At 62.0% G+C, this 15,088-nt stretch carries 14 protein-coding genes; 11 read left to right on the forward strand and 3 right to left on the reverse strand.

The annotated features are described in order from the left end of the window. The first annotated feature begins 35 nt into the window (after nucleotides 1-35). Genes ASD31_RS02610 through ASD31_RS02625 form a run of 4 tightly spaced genes read left to right on the forward strand, consistent with a single transcriptional unit; the run spans nucleotide 36 to nucleotide 5,203 of the window. Entirely contained in the window at nucleotides 36-1,625 is a 1,590-nt protein-coding gene (locus ASD31_RS02610; protein ID WP_056328854.1) for an ABC transporter substrate-binding protein, read from the forward strand. Then, nucleotides 1,625-2,734 (forward strand): ABC transporter permease, encoded by a 1,110-nt coding sequence (locus tag ASD31_RS02615; RefSeq protein ID WP_056328857.1) that lies wholly within the window; start codon nucleotides 1,625-1,627, stop codon nucleotides 2,732-2,734. Before ASD31_RS02610 ends, ASD31_RS02615 begins: the two co-directional genes overlap by 1 nt. Then, nucleotides 2,731-3,558, forward strand: coding sequence for an ABC transporter permease (locus ASD31_RS02620; protein ID WP_056328860.1), 828 nt, complete (start codon nucleotides 2,731-2,733; stop codon nucleotides 3,556-3,558). The genes ASD31_RS02615 and ASD31_RS02620 overlap by 4 nt, the downstream gene beginning before the upstream one ends. Next, the gene (locus ASD31_RS02625; protein ID WP_056328863.1) at nucleotides 3,551-5,203 is read left to right on the forward strand and encodes an ABC transporter ATP-binding protein; all 1,653 of its coding nucleotides are present in this window, start codon (nucleotides 3,551-3,553) and stop codon (nucleotides 5,201-5,203) included. The genes ASD31_RS02620 and ASD31_RS02625 overlap by 8 nt, the downstream gene beginning before the upstream one ends. Before the next feature lie 11 nt (nucleotides 5,204-5,214). On the opposite strand, the gene ASD31_RS02630 is transcribed toward ASD31_RS02625, so the two are convergent. Next, nucleotides 5,215-6,024, reverse strand: a complete 810-nt coding sequence (locus ASD31_RS02630) for a helix-turn-helix domain-containing protein (protein WP_056328866.1) — start codon at nucleotides 6,022-6,024, stop codon at nucleotides 5,215-5,217. 111 nt (nucleotides 6,025-6,135) lie between these two features. On the opposite strand from ASD31_RS02630, the gene ASD31_RS02635 reads away from it, so the two are divergent. Both ASD31_RS02635 and ASD31_RS02640 read left to right on the forward strand, forming a co-directional pair. Next, nucleotides 6,136-7,716 carry an ABC transporter substrate-binding protein gene (locus ASD31_RS02635; protein WP_056328869.1) on the forward strand — a complete coding sequence of 527 codons (1,581 nt, stop codon included), beginning with the start codon at nucleotides 6,136-6,138 and terminating at the stop codon, nucleotides 7,714-7,716. A gap of 23 nt (nucleotides 7,717-7,739) precedes the next feature. Further along, a complete protein-coding gene (locus ASD31_RS02640) occupies nucleotides 7,740-9,740 on the forward strand; it encodes a CocE/NonD family hydrolase (protein WP_056328872.1) in 2,001 nt (666 codons plus the stop codon). A 2-nt stretch (nucleotides 9,741-9,742) separates the two neighbouring features. On the opposite strand, the gene ASD31_RS02645 is transcribed toward ASD31_RS02640, so the two are convergent. Further along, the gene (locus tag ASD31_RS02645) at nucleotides 9,743-10,141 is read right to left on the reverse strand and encodes an ACT domain-containing protein (protein WP_056328875.1); all 399 of its coding nucleotides are present in this window, start codon (nucleotides 10,139-10,141) and stop codon (nucleotides 9,743-9,745) included. Nucleotides 10,142-10,425: 284 nt separating this feature from the next. Between ASD31_RS02645 and msrA the strand changes: the two genes are divergently transcribed. Beyond that, nucleotides 10,426-11,070, forward strand: a complete 645-nt coding sequence (gene msrA / locus ASD31_RS02650; protein ID WP_244483747.1) for a peptide-methionine (S)-S-oxide reductase MsrA — start codon at nucleotides 10,426-10,428, stop codon at nucleotides 11,068-11,070. On the opposite strand, the gene ASD31_RS02655 is transcribed toward msrA, so the two are convergent. After that, nucleotides 11,047-11,988 carry an alpha/beta hydrolase gene (locus tag ASD31_RS02655; protein ID WP_056328882.1) on the reverse strand — a complete coding sequence of 314 codons (942 nt, stop codon included), beginning with the start codon at nucleotides 11,986-11,988 and terminating at the stop codon, nucleotides 11,047-11,049. The two genes, msrA and ASD31_RS02655, sit on opposite strands and share 24 nt — an antisense overlap. Before the next feature lie 124 nt (nucleotides 11,989-12,112). On the opposite strand from ASD31_RS02655, the gene ASD31_RS02660 reads away from it, so the two are divergent. The 4 genes from ASD31_RS02660 (at nucleotide 12,113) to ASD31_RS02675 (ending at nucleotide 14,951) form a co-directional block, all read left to right on the forward strand. Continuing rightward, a complete protein-coding gene (locus ASD31_RS02660) occupies nucleotides 12,113-12,367 on the forward strand; it encodes a type II toxin-antitoxin system ParD family antitoxin (protein ID WP_056328885.1) in 255 nt (84 codons plus the stop codon). Nucleotides 12,368-12,369: 2 nt separating this feature from the next. Next, nucleotides 12,370-12,702, forward strand: coding sequence for a type II toxin-antitoxin system RelE/ParE family toxin (locus ASD31_RS02665; protein WP_244483732.1), 333 nt, complete (start codon nucleotides 12,370-12,372; stop codon nucleotides 12,700-12,702). Nucleotides 12,703-12,752: 50 nt separating this feature from the next. Continuing rightward, nucleotides 12,753-13,664, forward strand: coding sequence for a LysR family transcriptional regulator (locus ASD31_RS02670; RefSeq protein ID WP_056328889.1), 912 nt, complete (start codon nucleotides 12,753-12,755; stop codon nucleotides 13,662-13,664). A 126-nt stretch (nucleotides 13,665-13,790) separates the two neighbouring features. Next, on the forward strand, nucleotides 13,791-14,951 hold the full coding sequence (locus tag ASD31_RS02675) for an ABC transporter substrate-binding protein (protein ID WP_056328890.1): 1,161 nt from the start codon (nucleotides 13,791-13,793) through the stop codon (nucleotides 14,949-14,951). Nucleotides 14,952-15,088: the final 137 nt, after the last annotated feature.

The raw sequence follows: 15,088 nt of genomic DNA on the forward strand, positions 1-15,088 counted from the left end.
AACGGCGAAAAGCCATTAAAAAAGGGAACAGGGGAATGAGCGATTATAAGAACTATCTGGCAAACCAGGTCATGCTCGGCAAGATGAACAGGCGCGAATTCATCGGCCGGTCGCTTGCCGCGGGCGTTGCCCTGTCGAGTGCCGGCACTTTGTTTGCAACCAGCGCCTTGGCGCAGGAACCGAAAAAAGGCGGCCACCTCAAGCTCGGCCTCGAAGGTGCGGCCGCAACCGACTCCAAGGATCCGGCAAAGGCGCTTTCGCAATTCATGTTCGTCGTCGGCCGCAACTGGGGCGACATGCTGGTCGAATCCGAGCCGCTGACGGGTCAGCCGGTCCCGGCGCTTGCCGAAAGCTGGGAACCGTCCGCCGACGCCGCCACCTGGACCTTCACCATCCGAAAGGGCGTAAAATTCCATGACGGCAAGGAACTGACGATCGATGACGTCATCAAGACGCTGCAGCGCCACACCGACGAGAAATCGGAATCCGGCGCGCTCGGCGTCATGAAGTCGATCAAGGAGATCAAGGCGGACGGCGACAAGCTGGTGCTGGTGCTGACGGAAGGCAATGCCGACCTGCCACTGCTCCTGACCGACTACCATCTCGTCATCCAGCCGAACGGCGGCTTCGACAATCCGGACGCCATGATCGGCACCGGTCCCTATAAGGTCGCCAGCTTCGAAGCCGGCGTGCGCGCGACCTTCGAACGCAACGCGGACGACTGGCGCCAGGACCGCGGCTTCGTGGACTCCATCGAAATGATCGCCATGAACGATGCGACCGCCCGCATCGCCGCCCTCTCTTCCGGCCAGGTTCATTATATCAACCGCGTCGACCCGAAGACGGTCGATCTTCTCAAGCGGGCGCCGTCTGTCGAGATCCTCTCGACCTCCGGCCGCGGCCACTACGTTTTCATCATGCACTGCAACACGGCGCCCTTCGACAACAGCGACCTGCGCATGGCGTTGAAATATTCGATGGACCGCGAAAACATGGTCCAGACCATTCTGAGCGGCTACGGCAAGGTCGGCAACGATTTTCCGATCAACTCGACCTATGCCCTCTTCCCGGAAGGCATTGAGCAGCGCGCCTACGATCCGGACAAGGCGGCCTTCCACTACAAGAAGTCCGGCCATAGCGGCCCGGTCCTCCTGCGCACATCCGACGTCGCCTTCCCCAATGCCGTCGATGCGGCCGTGCTCTATCAGCAGAGCGCCAAGAAGGCCGGCATCGAGATCGAGGTCAAGCGCGAACCCGGCGATGGCTACTGGTCGAACGTCTGGAACGTCCAGCCCTTCTCGACCTCCTACTGGGGCGGCCGCCCGACCCAGGACCAGATGTATTCGACCGCCTATCTGTCGACGGCGGACTGGAACGACACGCGCTTCCTGCGTCCCGATTTCGACAAGCTTTTGCTCGAAGCCCGCTCGGAACTGGATGAAGCCAAGCGCAAGGACATGTACCGTACGATGGCCATGATGGTTCGCGACGAAGGCGGATTGATCCTGCCGATGTTCAACGATTTCGTGAACGCCTCCACCAAGTCGGTGAAGGGCTATGTCCACGACATCGGCAACGACATGTCGAACGGCTATGTCGCCACCCGCGTCTGGCTGGACGCCTGATGGCTGCGCTGGGACCCGATACCGGTCCGGCGCTGACAATACCCAAGGATGCGGGAGGCGAAAGCCTTCCGCCATCCGGCGCCGCCACGGCCACGACCGGCTCGGCGGCAACGGGCGACGTCACCGGTTCGTTCTGGCATCGTTTCACCCTTGGGCGGCCACTTGCCGCTCTCATCATCCAGCGGCTGGGCCTCAGCGTCGGCCTGCTCTTTGCCGTCTCGCTGATGATCTTCGGCGGCGTGGAGGCCCTTCCCGGCGATTTTGCCACCACCTATCTCGGCCAGTCGGCAACGCCGCAGGCCGTGGAAAATATCCGCAAGGATCTCGGCCTCGACAGGCCGCTGACCGAACGCTATCTCAGCTGGCTCGGCGGCGCCGTGCAGGGCGATTTCGGAACCTCTTGGGCAAGCAGGAATTCCGTCAGCGAACAGATCGGCAATCGGCTTGGAAACTCACTGTTCCTGGCATTCTTTGCCGCCATCGTCTCGGTTCCGCTCGCCGTCGCGCTCGGCATGCTTGCCGTGCAATTCCGCAATCGCCTGCCGGACAGGATCATCAATGTCGTTTCGCTGGCGGCGATTTCCCTGCCCGAATTCTTCGTCGGTTATCTGCTGATCCTGTTCTTCGCGGTCCAGATGGGCGTGGCGACCTTTCCGGCCACCGTCTATGACGGCATGGGCTTTACCGACCGGCTTTCGGCGATCGCGCTGCCGGTGGCGACGCTGGTGCTGGTCGTTCTCGCCCATATGATGCGCATGACCCGTGCCGCGATCCTCAACGTCATGTCCTCGGCCTATGTGGAGACGGCGGAACTGAAAGGGCTCGGCGCCTTCCGCATCATCGCCCGGCATGCCGCACCCAATGCGGTCGCGCCGGTCATCAATGTCATCGCGCTCAACCTCGCCTATCTCGTCGTCGGTGTCGTCGTCGTCGAGGTGGTGTTCGTCTATCCGGGCATGGGCCAGTACATGGTCGATGCGGTCACCGTGCGCGACATGCCGGTGGTGCAGGCCTGCGGCCTGATCTTCGCCGCCTTCTACATCTTCCTCAACATGGCGGCCGATATTCTCGCCATCCTCGCCAATCCGAGATTGAGGCACCCCCGATGAACCTGCGCTCCATCCCCCTCAGTGCCTGGATCGGCATGATCGGCATCGCGCTTGCCCTGATCTGCGCCCTGTTCGCACCCTTCATCGCGCCCTTTGGCGAACGCGAGGTGGTCGGCGACATATGGCTGCCGATGGGCGGCGATTTCCTGCTCGGCACCGACAATCTCGGCCGCGACCTGTTTTCACGTCTCGTTTACGGCGCGCGAACGACGATCTTCGTCGCCCTTGCCGCCACAGTCATTTCCTTCTCCCTCGGCATGCTCCTGTCCTTCACGGCCGCCGTCACCGGCGGCTTGGTCGATCAGCTGTTTTCCCGCTTCAACGATCTAATGATGGCCATCCCGACGCTGATCTTCGCGCTTGTCGTGCTGGCCGTCCTGCCGCAGCAATTGTGGATCCTCATCCTCGTCATGGCGGTTCTCGACTCGACCCGCGTCTTCCGCATCGGCCGGGCGGTCGCGCTCGATGTCGCGGTGATGGAGTTCGTCGAGGCGGCGCGCCTACGCGGTGAAGGAACGGGCTGGATCATCTTTCGCGAAATCCTTCCCAATACACTGTCGCCGCTGCTCGCCGAATTCGGCCTGCGGTTCGCCTTTTCGATCCTGTTTCTCTCCACCCTTTCCTTTCTCGGCCTCGGCATCCAGCCGCCGGCCGCCGATTGGGGCGGTATGGTCAAGGACAACAAGGACGGCATCATCTTCGGCATTTCAGCCGCACTGGTGCCCGGCGCCGCGATCGCCGGCCTTGCCATCTGCGTCAATCTTGTCGTCGACTGGCTGATGAAACGGACCTCGAGCCTGAAGGGAGGACGCGGCGATGCCTGAGACCTCATCCGCCACAAGCGGGCTGCTTTCCGTCCGCAACCTCAAGATCGAGGCGACCAGCTATCCGCCCGGCGAGCCGCCGAAAACGGTGACGCTGGTCGAGGATGTCTCCTTCGATGTGGAAAAAGGCAAGGTGCTCGGCCTGATCGGCGAGAGCGGCGCCGGCAAGTCCACCATCGGCCTTTCCGCCCTCGCCTATGGCCGCGGCGGTGCATCGATCACCGGCGGACAGGTCCTGCTGAACGGCAAGGATATCCTGGCACTCGACAGAAACGGCATCCGCGGCATCCGTGGCTGCAAGGTCTGCTATGTCGCGCAATCGGCGGCCGCCGCCTTCAATCCGGCCCACAAGCTCGGCGAGCAGGTGATCGAGGCTTCCCTTCGCCACCGGATCATGAGCCGCGCGGAGGCCGAAAAGCGGGCGCTTTATCTCTTCCAGGTGCTCGGCCTGCCCAATCCGGAAAGTTTTGGCGACCGCTATCCGCATCAGGTCTCCGGCGGCCAGTTGCAAAGGGCCATGACCGCCATGGCGCTCTGCCCCAACCCCGAACTGATCGTCTTCGACGAACCGACGACGGCGCTCGACGTTACCACCCAGATCGACGTTCTTGCCGCCATCAAGCACGCGATCGAGGAAACGCACACGGCTGCGCTCTACATCACCCATGACCTCGCCGTCGTCGCCCAGATTTCCGACGACATCATGGTGCTGCGGCACGGCAAGACCGTGGAATACGGCACCACCAGCCAGATCATCGAAGCGCCCCGGGAAGACTATACAAGGGCGCTGGTGAGCGTCCGCCAGACGAAGCGCAAGGAAGCCGGCGACCAGAGCGACAGGCTCCTGGATATCGAGCATGTCAGCGCCGGCTATTCCAATGGCTTCAAGGTGCTGCACGACGTCTCCATGCACCTGCCGAAAGGCCAGACGCTGGCGATTGTCGGAGAAAGCGGCTCCGGCAAATCGACGCTGGCGCGCGTCATCACCGGTCTTCTGCCGCCCAGCGAAGGCCGGGTCACCTTCGACGGCAAGGAACTGCCGAAGGCCTTGAGCGCGCGCACCAAGGAAGAACTGCGCCGGGTCCAGATGATCTACCAGATGGCCGACACGGCCATGAATCCGCGCCAGACCGTCCGCGATATCATTGGCCGGCCGATCTCCTTCTACTACGGCCTGCACGGTGCAAAGAAGACGGAACGGGTGCGGCAATTGCTCGACCAGATCGAGATGGGCGACGGTTTCCTCGACCGCTATCCGGCCGAACTGTCGGGCGGTCAGAAGCAGCGCGTGGCGATCGCCCGCGCGCTGGCGGCAAAGCCGGAGCTGATCCTCTGCGACGAGCCGACCTCAGCGCTCGATCCGCTTGTGGCCGAGGGGATTCTGAATCTCCTTCTGAAGCTTCAGGAGGAAACCGCTGTTTCCTATGTCTTTATCACCCACGACATCGCCATCGTGCGCGCCATTGCCGACAGCGTCGCGGTCATGCATCGGGGAAAACTTGTTCGTTTCGGGCCGAAATCGAAAGTGCTGTCGCCGCCCTTCGACGACTACACGGACCTGCTCCTCAAATCCGTGCCGGAAATGGAACTCGGCTGGCTGGAGAAAGTGTTGGCATCGCGGCGCATGGAGAGCGCGGGGAATTGAAGCGATGGGCCTCAGTACCCGCTCGACACCGTCAACACCTCGGCTGACGGTGTCAGCAGAAACGTCCGCACACTGGCGGGAAGCAGCCGCGAGCTGAACGGCAGGACGCCGCAGCGTGACAGCATCTGCCGCTTGTCCGGCTCCATGCCGATATGCCGCCAGATGACGCGCGAGGCGTAGGGAAGATGTTCCTTTCGCCAGGAAACGCCCATGGTCGTCCCCCTGAGAAACACCCGCTGATGCACCTCGAACGGCATCAGGATCGTCTGCGACATCATCGGCTGGCGGGACAGGGTTCGCTCGGTGATGAAGATGCGGTTGCGCCAAAACGCCGCCAGCCCGACATATTTCGAATATTGCCGGATCTCGTTTGCCGCATCGCGGATGCGCTCGATCGATTTGACATGCACCAGACCGCCGTCCTCCTGGAGCCTTGCACAGGAGCAGACGACGAAATCCGGCCAGGACAGCGACAGATGATAGGTCTGGTAATAGCCCAGATGCCGGCGCAGGGCCGGAAGGTCGCCCGGCAAGCCTTCGAGCAATTGCCCGCCATCGCCAAGAGGCCGATCCGTCCGTGCCAGCCGTATCTGGAAATCGCCGGACGGCAGATCGAAATCCTGTGCCGCCACGCCGAAGAATTTGGCGATGCGTGCGAGATTATGCGCCGAGGGACGCGCCTCGCCGGAAATATAACGGTTGAACTGTTGCCGGTTCAGGCCGATCTCCCGGCAGATTTCCGAGATCGAGCGCCGCGTGGCGCAGGCGAAACGCAGATTTTCGGTGAAAGTGTCGATCTCAGGCAGCGGCGTATCCTCCATGGGCCAAGCTAGCGTAAACTAGCGAAAAACAGCGTCAAGTCGCGAAATTGCGGCCATCCCGTTTGGCGTTAGGCTCCGCCGCATCAACCGGCAATAAAAGGGGACATTCCGATGCGAGATTTCACCAGGGACTTCGGCATTTCCGCGGACGTCAATCGTCGCGGCTTTCTTGGCGGCACCGTGGCACTCGGCCTTGCCGCGACCTTCGGCGGCACGATGGCGGCCGGCAGGGCGCAGGCGCAGGAACCCAAGCGCGGCGGGCACCTGAAACTCGGCCTCAAGGGCGGCGCCGCCACAGACACGCTGGATCCAGCCACCTACAGCGCCTCCGTCCTCTTCGTCATCGGTCATCTCTGGGGCGATACGCTGGTGGAATCGGACCCGAAGACGGGTGCACCGCTGCCCTCCATCGCCATCTCCTGGGAACCGTCCGCCGATGCGTCCGTCTGGACCTTCAAGATCCGCGACGACATTTCCTTCCACGACGGCAGGAAGATGACGGTGGCCGACGTCATCGCGACGCTGAAGCGCCATTCCGACGAGGGCTCCAAGTCCGGCGCACTCGGCCTGATGCGCTCGATCAAGACCATCGAGGAAAAGGGCGGCGATCTCGTCCTGACGCTCAGCGAAGGCAATGCCGACCTGCCGCTGCTCCTCACCGATTATCACCTGATCATCCAGCCGGGCGGCGGCGTCGAGAAGCCGGATTCGCCCATCGGCACCGGCCCTTACAAGCTGACGAATTTCGAGGCGGGCATTCGCGCCACTTTCGAGAAGAATGCCGACGACTGGCGCTCCGATCGCGGTTTTGTCGACAGTGTCGAGATCATCGTCATGAACGATGCGACGGCGCGCATTGCGGCACTCTCCTCCGGCCAGGTGCATTTCATCAACAATATCGACCCGAAGACCGTGCCGCTGTTGAAGCGCGCGCCCAATGTCGAGATCATCCGCAATGCCGGCAAGGGTTTCTATTCCTTCCTGATGCATTGCGACACCGCACCATTCGACAACAATGACCTGCGCCTTGCACTGAAATATTCGATCGATCGGCAGGCGATCCTCGACCGGGTACTCGGCGGCTTCGGCACGCTCGGCAACGATTATCCCGTCAACGGCAACTATGCGCTGGCGCCCGAGGGCATCGAGCAACGCGCCTACGACCCGGACAAAGCAGCTTTCCACTACAAGAAATCCGGCCATGATCGTCCGATCCTGCTGCGCACCTCAGACGCTGCCTTCGCCGGCGCCGTCGATGCGGCCGTGCTCTATCAGGAAAGCGCCAGGAAGGCGGGCATCACGCTCGATGTTCGCCGGGAGCCGGAAGACGGCTACTGGACGAATGTCTGGAACGTCCAGCCCTTCTGCGCTTCCTATTGGGGCGGCCGCCCGACGCAGGACAGCCGCTACTCGACATCCTATCTGTCGACGGCGGAATGGAACGACACCCGTTTCAAGCGCGAGGATTTCGACAAGATCCTGCTGCAGGCCCGTTCCGAGCTGGATGACGCCAAGCGCAAGGAACTTTACCACACGATGGCCGTGATGGTGCGCGACGAAGGCGGCCTCATCCTGCCGGTTTTCAACGATTACATCATGGCGGCCTCCAAGACCCTCAAGGGCTTTGTCGAGGACATCGGCAATGACATGTCGAACGGTTATATCGGCAGCCGCGTCTGGTTCGACGCGTGAAGAAAATGAACGGAAGAGAATCCATGTCCAGACGCGGTTTTACTGTCATCGAAAATGAATGGATCATCCTGAAGGACGGCACGCGGCTTGCCGCGCGCATCTGGATGCCGGAGGGAACCGGGACCGATCCGGTTCCGGCCGTTCTCGAATTTCTGCCCTACCGCAAGCGCGGCGGCACGAATGCGCGGGACGAATCGACCTATCCCGTCTTCGCCGAAGCCGGCATCGCCGGCGTTCGCGTCGATATTCGCGGCAGCGGCGAATCCGATGGCGTCATCGATGGCGAATATACCGAACGCGAACTGGCGGACGGCTGCGAACTGGTCGCCTGGATCGCCGCACAGCCCTGGTCGAACGGCAAGGTCGGCATGATGGGCATCTCCTGGGGCGGGTTCAACTGCCTGCAGGTGGCGGCCCTGAAGCCGCCTGCCCTCAAGGCGGTGATCTCCATCGCCTCGACGGTCGATCGCTACAATGACGATATCCATTACAAGAACGGCACCCATCTTTCGGCCCAGCTTTCCTGGGCGGCGACCATGCTCGCCTATCAGTCGCGCGCGCCGGACCCGGCACTGGTCGGCGACAGATGGAAGGAGATGTGGCTGGAGCGACTCAGGGACGAACCCTTCTTCCTAGAGGAATGGCTAAAACACCAGCGCCGCGATGGCTTCTGGGACCATGGCTCGATCTGCGAGGATTTCGGTGGTTTCCCGGTGCCGGCCATGGTCATTGCCGGATGGGCGGACGGCTATCGCAACACGCCGATGAAGGCGGCTGAAGGCCTCGGCGACAAGGTCAAGGCGCTGATCGGCCCCTGGGTTCACAAATATCCGCATTTCGCCTGGCCCAAGCCCCGCGCCGATTTCCATGGCGAGGCGATTGCCTGGTGGAACCGCTGGTTGCGCGACGAAGACACCGGCGTCGAAGACCTGCCGCAGATGCGCGCCTTCATCCTGGATGGCCCGAAGCCACAGCTCCGGCGTGATGTCGAGCCGGGCTTCTGGATTGCCAAGGATCGCTGGCAGAAGCCGGAGATGCAGACCTTCTATATCGATCAGTTCAAAACCCTACTCGAAGGCATGTCGATCGCCGGCGCCCACGACCAGGCCGCCTATCTGAAATCGCCGCTCGACACCGGCACTGCGTCGGGCGAATGGTTCACGCTGAAGCCGGATGCTGAGATGGCCGGCGACCAGCGTGTCGATGATGCCGGTTCGCTGACCTTCGAAACCGCACCGCTGGTGGAAGCGGTCGATTATCTCGGCCAACCGGTCTTAACGGTGGAGCTGGCCTGCGACGGGGAATGGGCCAATCTGATCGCCCGGCTGGTCGATATTCATCCGGACGGTTCCGCGACCCGCGTCAGTTTCGGTGTGCTGAACCTTGCCCATCGCGACGGCAATGCCGATCCGAAACCGATGGAAAAAGGAAAGAAGACACGAGTTCAACTGGTGCTCGATGCCTGCGGCTACCGGTTCGGCGCCGGCCATCGCATTCGGCTCTCGCTCTCCACCGCCTATTGGCCGATGGTCCTACCGGCCCCCGGCGATCCGGGCCTGACGCTCGATCTGGCCTCGCTCGGCCTTGCCCTGCCAAAACTCGGCGAACACCGGAAAATCACCCTTCCGGAGCCGGAAAACCCCGATCCGCTGCCGAAATATATCGAGCATGCGGCCGGCAGCACCAGCCGCCGGGTCGAGCGCGACCTGACGACCGGCAAGACTCATTATCACATCCACGAGGATAGCGGGCTTTCCGAACATCCAGATAGCGGCTTTGCCACGCAGGACATCCGCGAGGAGACCTGGACGATCGCCGCCGACAATCCCCTGTCGATGACCGGCCTCGCCACCTGGACCTGCATCGCCAAACGGGAAAATTGGTCGGTGAAAACCGTCTCCGTCTCGCGCATCGGCTGCACGGCGACGGAATGGCTGACCTCCGCTTCGGTGACGGCCTTCGAAGGTGAAGAACAGGTCTATCAAAAAACCTTCGAAAAGCGCATCGCCCGCGATTTCACCTGAGGTCAGACAGGCACCGCCTCGGCAAGTGCTGCAAGTGCCCGCTCCGCATCCGGAGCGGGCACGAACACATGATCGTGATGGAAGGCGGCGACCACATTGGCGCTGATGCCGTGCCGCGTCAGCGCAGCTGCTACCGCAGCCGTCAGCCCCACAGCCTCCAGCGCCGAATGCACGCTGAGCGTGATGCAGCGCATCACCGGCCCGTAGGCAAGGCCCGCCCGATCCGCAGCATCGCGCTCGAGGATCAGCGTCAGCCCTTCGTCCTCGCGGAAGGTACACAGCGGCGACAGCGCCAGCCATCCTTCATCCTCCAGCGGCACACTGCAATAGACATAATCGCCGGGGCGCAGAAGCGGCCGCATCTCGCGCAAGAGCAGGTCCAGATCGGTAATGCCGGTCATTCCGTTTCCTTGCCTTGAGCCGGCATCACGCCGGCGTGTATTGCCGCCACCGGCCGCTCAATTCGGCGTGACGCACGTATTTGCGATTTGACCGACAAGCCGGGATCGGGTCAGTCTCTGCTCATAAAGCAAGAACGCATGTCCAGGCATCCGGCAGCCGGCCTGCCGCAAGCCCATTCCGGAGGAATCCCATGTCCACTGCCGCAGCGCTCAAAACCCTAAAGAAATCCACACCGTTTTTCGCCATTGCCGGCGCAACCGTCATTGCCGCCACCTTCCTCGTGATGACCTCGACCTTCAGCCAGGCCGCCGAAGAAGCCGTCGTCATTCCCCCGCCCGCGATCGACGAAGCGGCCAAGACGACCACCGAAAAAGCAGTGTTCGCCGGTGGTTGCTTCTGGGGCGTACAGGGGGTTTTCCAGCATGTCAAAGGCGTGAAGAACGCCGTTTCCGGCTATTCCGGCGGCAGCAGCGAAACGGCCATCTACGAGGCGGTCGGCGGCGGCGATACGGGCCATGCCGAAGCGGTGGAGGTCACCTATGACCCCGGGCAGGTGACCTATGGCCAGTTGCTGCAGATCTATTTCTCGGTTGCCCACAATCCGACGCAGTTGAACTACCAGGGGCCCGACCACGGCACGCAATATCGCTCGGAAATCTTCGCCACCAGCGGCGAGCAGAAGCAGATTGCGCAGAGCTATATCGCCCAGCTTGAAAAAGCAGCCGTTTTCAGCGAGCCGGTGGTCACCAAAGTATCGGACGTGAAAGCCTTCTATCCGGCCGAGGATTACCATCAGGACTTCCTGACGCTCAACCCGACCTATCCCTATATCGTCTACAACGACATGCCGAAGATCGGGAACCTCAAGGCCCTCTTCCCGGCAAAGTTCAGCCCCGATCCGGTATTAGTCGGCAAGGCGAAGGGGTAACCAACTCGTTCCGACGAGCCTGCCTATGCCGCAGCACAGATGCGCAAACCCCTCCCGCGCGCCCTCGCTCCTATGGCGGGCGCGCAGCCAGGCATGGATCATCTGCGGTTCGTTCCGATAGGTAACCTCAATCCCCGCTGCCGCCAGGCGCTGCGCATAGAGCGCGGCATCGTCACGCAACGGATCGAAATGCGCCGAGGTGATATAGGCCGGCGGCAGGCCGGAAAGATCAGCCGCCTTCAACGGATGGGCAACGGCGTTTTCCGCCGGCGCCTTCAGGATATCGCGGTAATAGGCGACATCCGCCGTCGACAGGCCCGGTGCCTGCGCCATCTCGACATAGGATCCCGACACGAGATCGCCGCCCAATCCGGGATAGATCAGCACCTGTCCGACAATGCCGGCAAGCCCTTCGGTCCTGGCCTTCAGCGCCAGGCCTGCTGCCAGATTGCCGCCGGCACTGTCGCCGACAACCACCAGCGGCCGTCCATCGGCAAGCAGCCATTGCAGTACCTCGAAGCAATCTTCGAAGGCCGCCGGCCAGACATGTTCCGGCGCCAGCCGGTAATCGACGGAAACGAGCTCCGCCCTAGCGACATGCGCAATTTCGGCGCAGATCGCATCATGGCTTTGCAGCGATCCGACGACGAAACCACCGCCATGGATATAGAAAATCCGCGTCTGCGTCGCGATCTCGGCAGGCCGGTAACGGCGCACCGGAATACGTTCGGCCACGAGTTGATCCTCCCGCGTCAACCCTTCCGGCGACGGCGCATCGAACTCGGCGCACAGCGCATCATACCACGCGCGCTGCTGCTGAATGGAGGCATCCACCGCATCCGCCGGATAGAAATCCTCGCAACGCCTGTGGAAGGCGAGGATGCCGGGTTCGGTGGGGAAAGGCGGTTTGGTTGTCATGTCTGGGCCATCATTCTTCGAAAATTCAGCATAGCGGAAACTCAGGCCGCCTCTGTTCTCGATCCGACAAATTCCCGAGATTTTCGAATATGACAATGTGGTGCGGCCATGTTACCTTTGTCGCATGCGAACAGGAAAATCCATTACCGTCACACTTGGCGAGCAGCAGGCGCTGCTGGATGCCCGACTGCAAGCCGGCACCTATGAGGACGCAAGTCAAGTGGTGCGCGCAGGCCTGCGCGCGCTTGATCGCGAGGAAACGGCCGTGAACAAAACCATGCGCGCCAAAATTCATGAAGCGATCAGCGATCCTCATCCCGACATTCCGGCCGCCGAGGTTTTTGCACGGCTTCGCTCCATTCATCTTGAAAGCCGGTAAGCTTGGCAAATGTCGTCTTCCGACCAGCAGCGGAAAACGACCTTGCGGAAATCTATCGCTATATCGCTGAGAACAGCGGTCTTGAACGAGCCGGCGCCTATCTCGATCGCATAGAGAAGGCCTGCATGGCACTTTCCAACTTCCCTCTTCGCGGCACGCAGCGCAATGACCTTTATCCCGGCCTGCGGATCACCGGTTTCGAGCACCGCGCGTCGATTGCATTCACGGTGGAGCAAGAACGGTGGAGCAAGATACCGTTCGCATATTGCGCATTTTCTATGGTGGCAGGGATTTCCCGGAGGACTGGACGGACGGATGATCGGTGCTATCGCTGACCTCCTGCACAACTCTTGCCATTCCCCCCTCCTGCCGTGTTAGCTGAGACATGGCCTTCACCCTCCGTCAACTCCAGTATTTCATCGCGGTCGCCGAACAGGGCAGCGTCACCCGGGCGGCGCAGAATCTGTCGATCTCGCAATCCTCGATCACCGAAGCGGTGAAGGAACTGGAGACCGATCTCGGCGTCGAACTGTTCGAGCGCCATCCGCGCGGGCTGCATATCACTCATAACGGCCACCAGTTCCTGCGCCATGCGACGAAGATCCTTGCCGGCGTCTCGGATGCGCGCCGCTCGTTTTCGCAGGAGCGGGAGGAGCGCACCGGCGGCAAGCTCAATCTCGGTGTCACCTCGCTGGTCGCCGGCTATGTGCTGTCCGATCTGCTGGCCCGATATCGCCGCGCCTGCCCCGGCGTCGAGGTCAGCGCCATCGAGGACAATGGCTCCTATCTCGAGCACCTCCTCGTCGGCGGCGAACTGGATGTCGCGGTCATGGTCATTTCCAATCTGCGCGACCGCATGGCCCTGCAGGCCGAGATCATCGAGACCTCGCCCTATCGCCTCTGGCTGCCGCTCGGCCATCCGCTCGTTTCGGCCGATATCATCTCGGTCGCCGATATCGCCAAGGAACCGCTGATCATGCTGACGGTGGATGAAATCGAGGAGAATACCGGCAAGCTCCTCACCGCGCTCGGCGCCCGCCCTCATGTCGCCTTCCGCACCCGCTCCGTCGAGGCGGTGCGCAGCCTCGTCGCCACCGGCGCCGGCATCGCGCTGCTGCCGGACCTGGTCTACCGGCCCTGGTCGCTGGAAGGCGACCGCATCGAAAGCCGCGACGTCTCCGGCGCCCTGCCCGTCGTCCAGGTCGGTATGGTCTGGCGCAAGGGCTCCGGCCTGCCCCAATCGGCAAAGGATTTCATCGGCGTCGCCGAAGCCTTGCGCAGCGGTCGCGGCCGATAGTGCCCCGATATCGGAATTTCCGATACCGCCGTTCTAATTAATGAATTTGCGAAAGCGGCGAAACCGGGGCACCTTCATCTACGGGAACAAGACCGAAGTAATCGGGCATCAAACGGGGAGACTTCTATGAAGAAGATTCTGAAATCCTGCACCGCGCTTACGCTTTCGCTTGCCTTTTCCGCCCCTGCCTTCGCACAGGAACCTTTGAAGGAGCTCGGCAAGGGTGAAGGCGAACTGTCGATCGTCGCCTGGGCTGGCTATATCGAGCGCGGCGAAACCGACAAGGCCTATGACTGGGTCACCGGCTTCGAGGAGAAGACCGGTTGCAAGGTCAGCGTCAAGACCGCCGCGACCTCCGACGAAATGGTCGCGCTGATGAACGAGGGCGGCTTCGACCTCGTCACCGCCTCGGGCGATGCCTCGCTGCGGCTGGTCGCCGGCAAGCGCGTCCAGCCGATCAACACCGCGCTCATCCCGAGTTGGTCGACCATCGACGAACGCCTCCAGAACGCGCCCTGGCACACGGTGAAGGACGTGCACTACGGCACCCCTTACGTCTGGGGTCCGAACGTTCTGATGTACAATACCGAAGCCTTCAAGGACGAGGCACCGAAGAGCTGGAAGGTCGTCTTCGAGGAGATGACCCTGCCCGACGGCAAGTCCAACAAGGGCCGCGTCCAGGCCTATGACGGTCCGATCCACGTGGCCGACGCTGCCAACTACCTGATGGCGCACAAGCCTGAACTCGGCATCAAGGACCCCTTCGAACTCAACGAGGATCAGTACAAGGCAGCCCTCGACGTGCTGCGCGTCCAGCGCACCCTTGCCAGCCGCTACTGGCACGACGCGATGATCCAGATCGACGATTTCAAGAACGAAGGCGTCGTCGCCTCCGGCTCCTGGCCCTTCCAGGTCAATCTCCTGAAGGCCGAAAAACAGCCGATCGCCTCCGTCTTCCCGGAAGAAGGCGCCACCGGCTGGGCAGATACGACCATGCTGCATGCCGAAAGCACCCATCCGAACTGCGCCTATATGTGGATGGAGCACACGCTGTCGCCCAAGGTCCAGGGCGATGTCTCCGCCTGGTTCGGCACCGTTCCCTCGGTCCCCGCCGCCTGCAAGGGCAATGAATTGCTGACCGACGAAGGCTGCGCCAACAACGGCTACAACGACTTCGAGAAGATCAAGTTCTGGAAGACGCCGGTGTCCAAATGCGAAAGCCAGGGCGAATGCGTGCCCTACCACCGCTGGGTCTCCGACTATATCGGCGTCATCGGCGGGCGGTAGTTTTAGAACCTGGAACGCCCCTCACCCTAACCCTCTCCCCGCTTGCGGGGAGAGGGAACGACAGAGACTGCCAACCGCACTTCGTTTCACCTTATGAGAGTGAGACGACGGAGTTCGCTGCCTGCCCCTTCGCCCCG

It is taken from the genome of Rhizobium sp. Root482, from assembly GCF_001426565.1.
Classification (GTDB): domain Bacteria; phylum Pseudomonadota; class Alphaproteobacteria; order Rhizobiales; family Rhizobiaceae; genus Pararhizobium.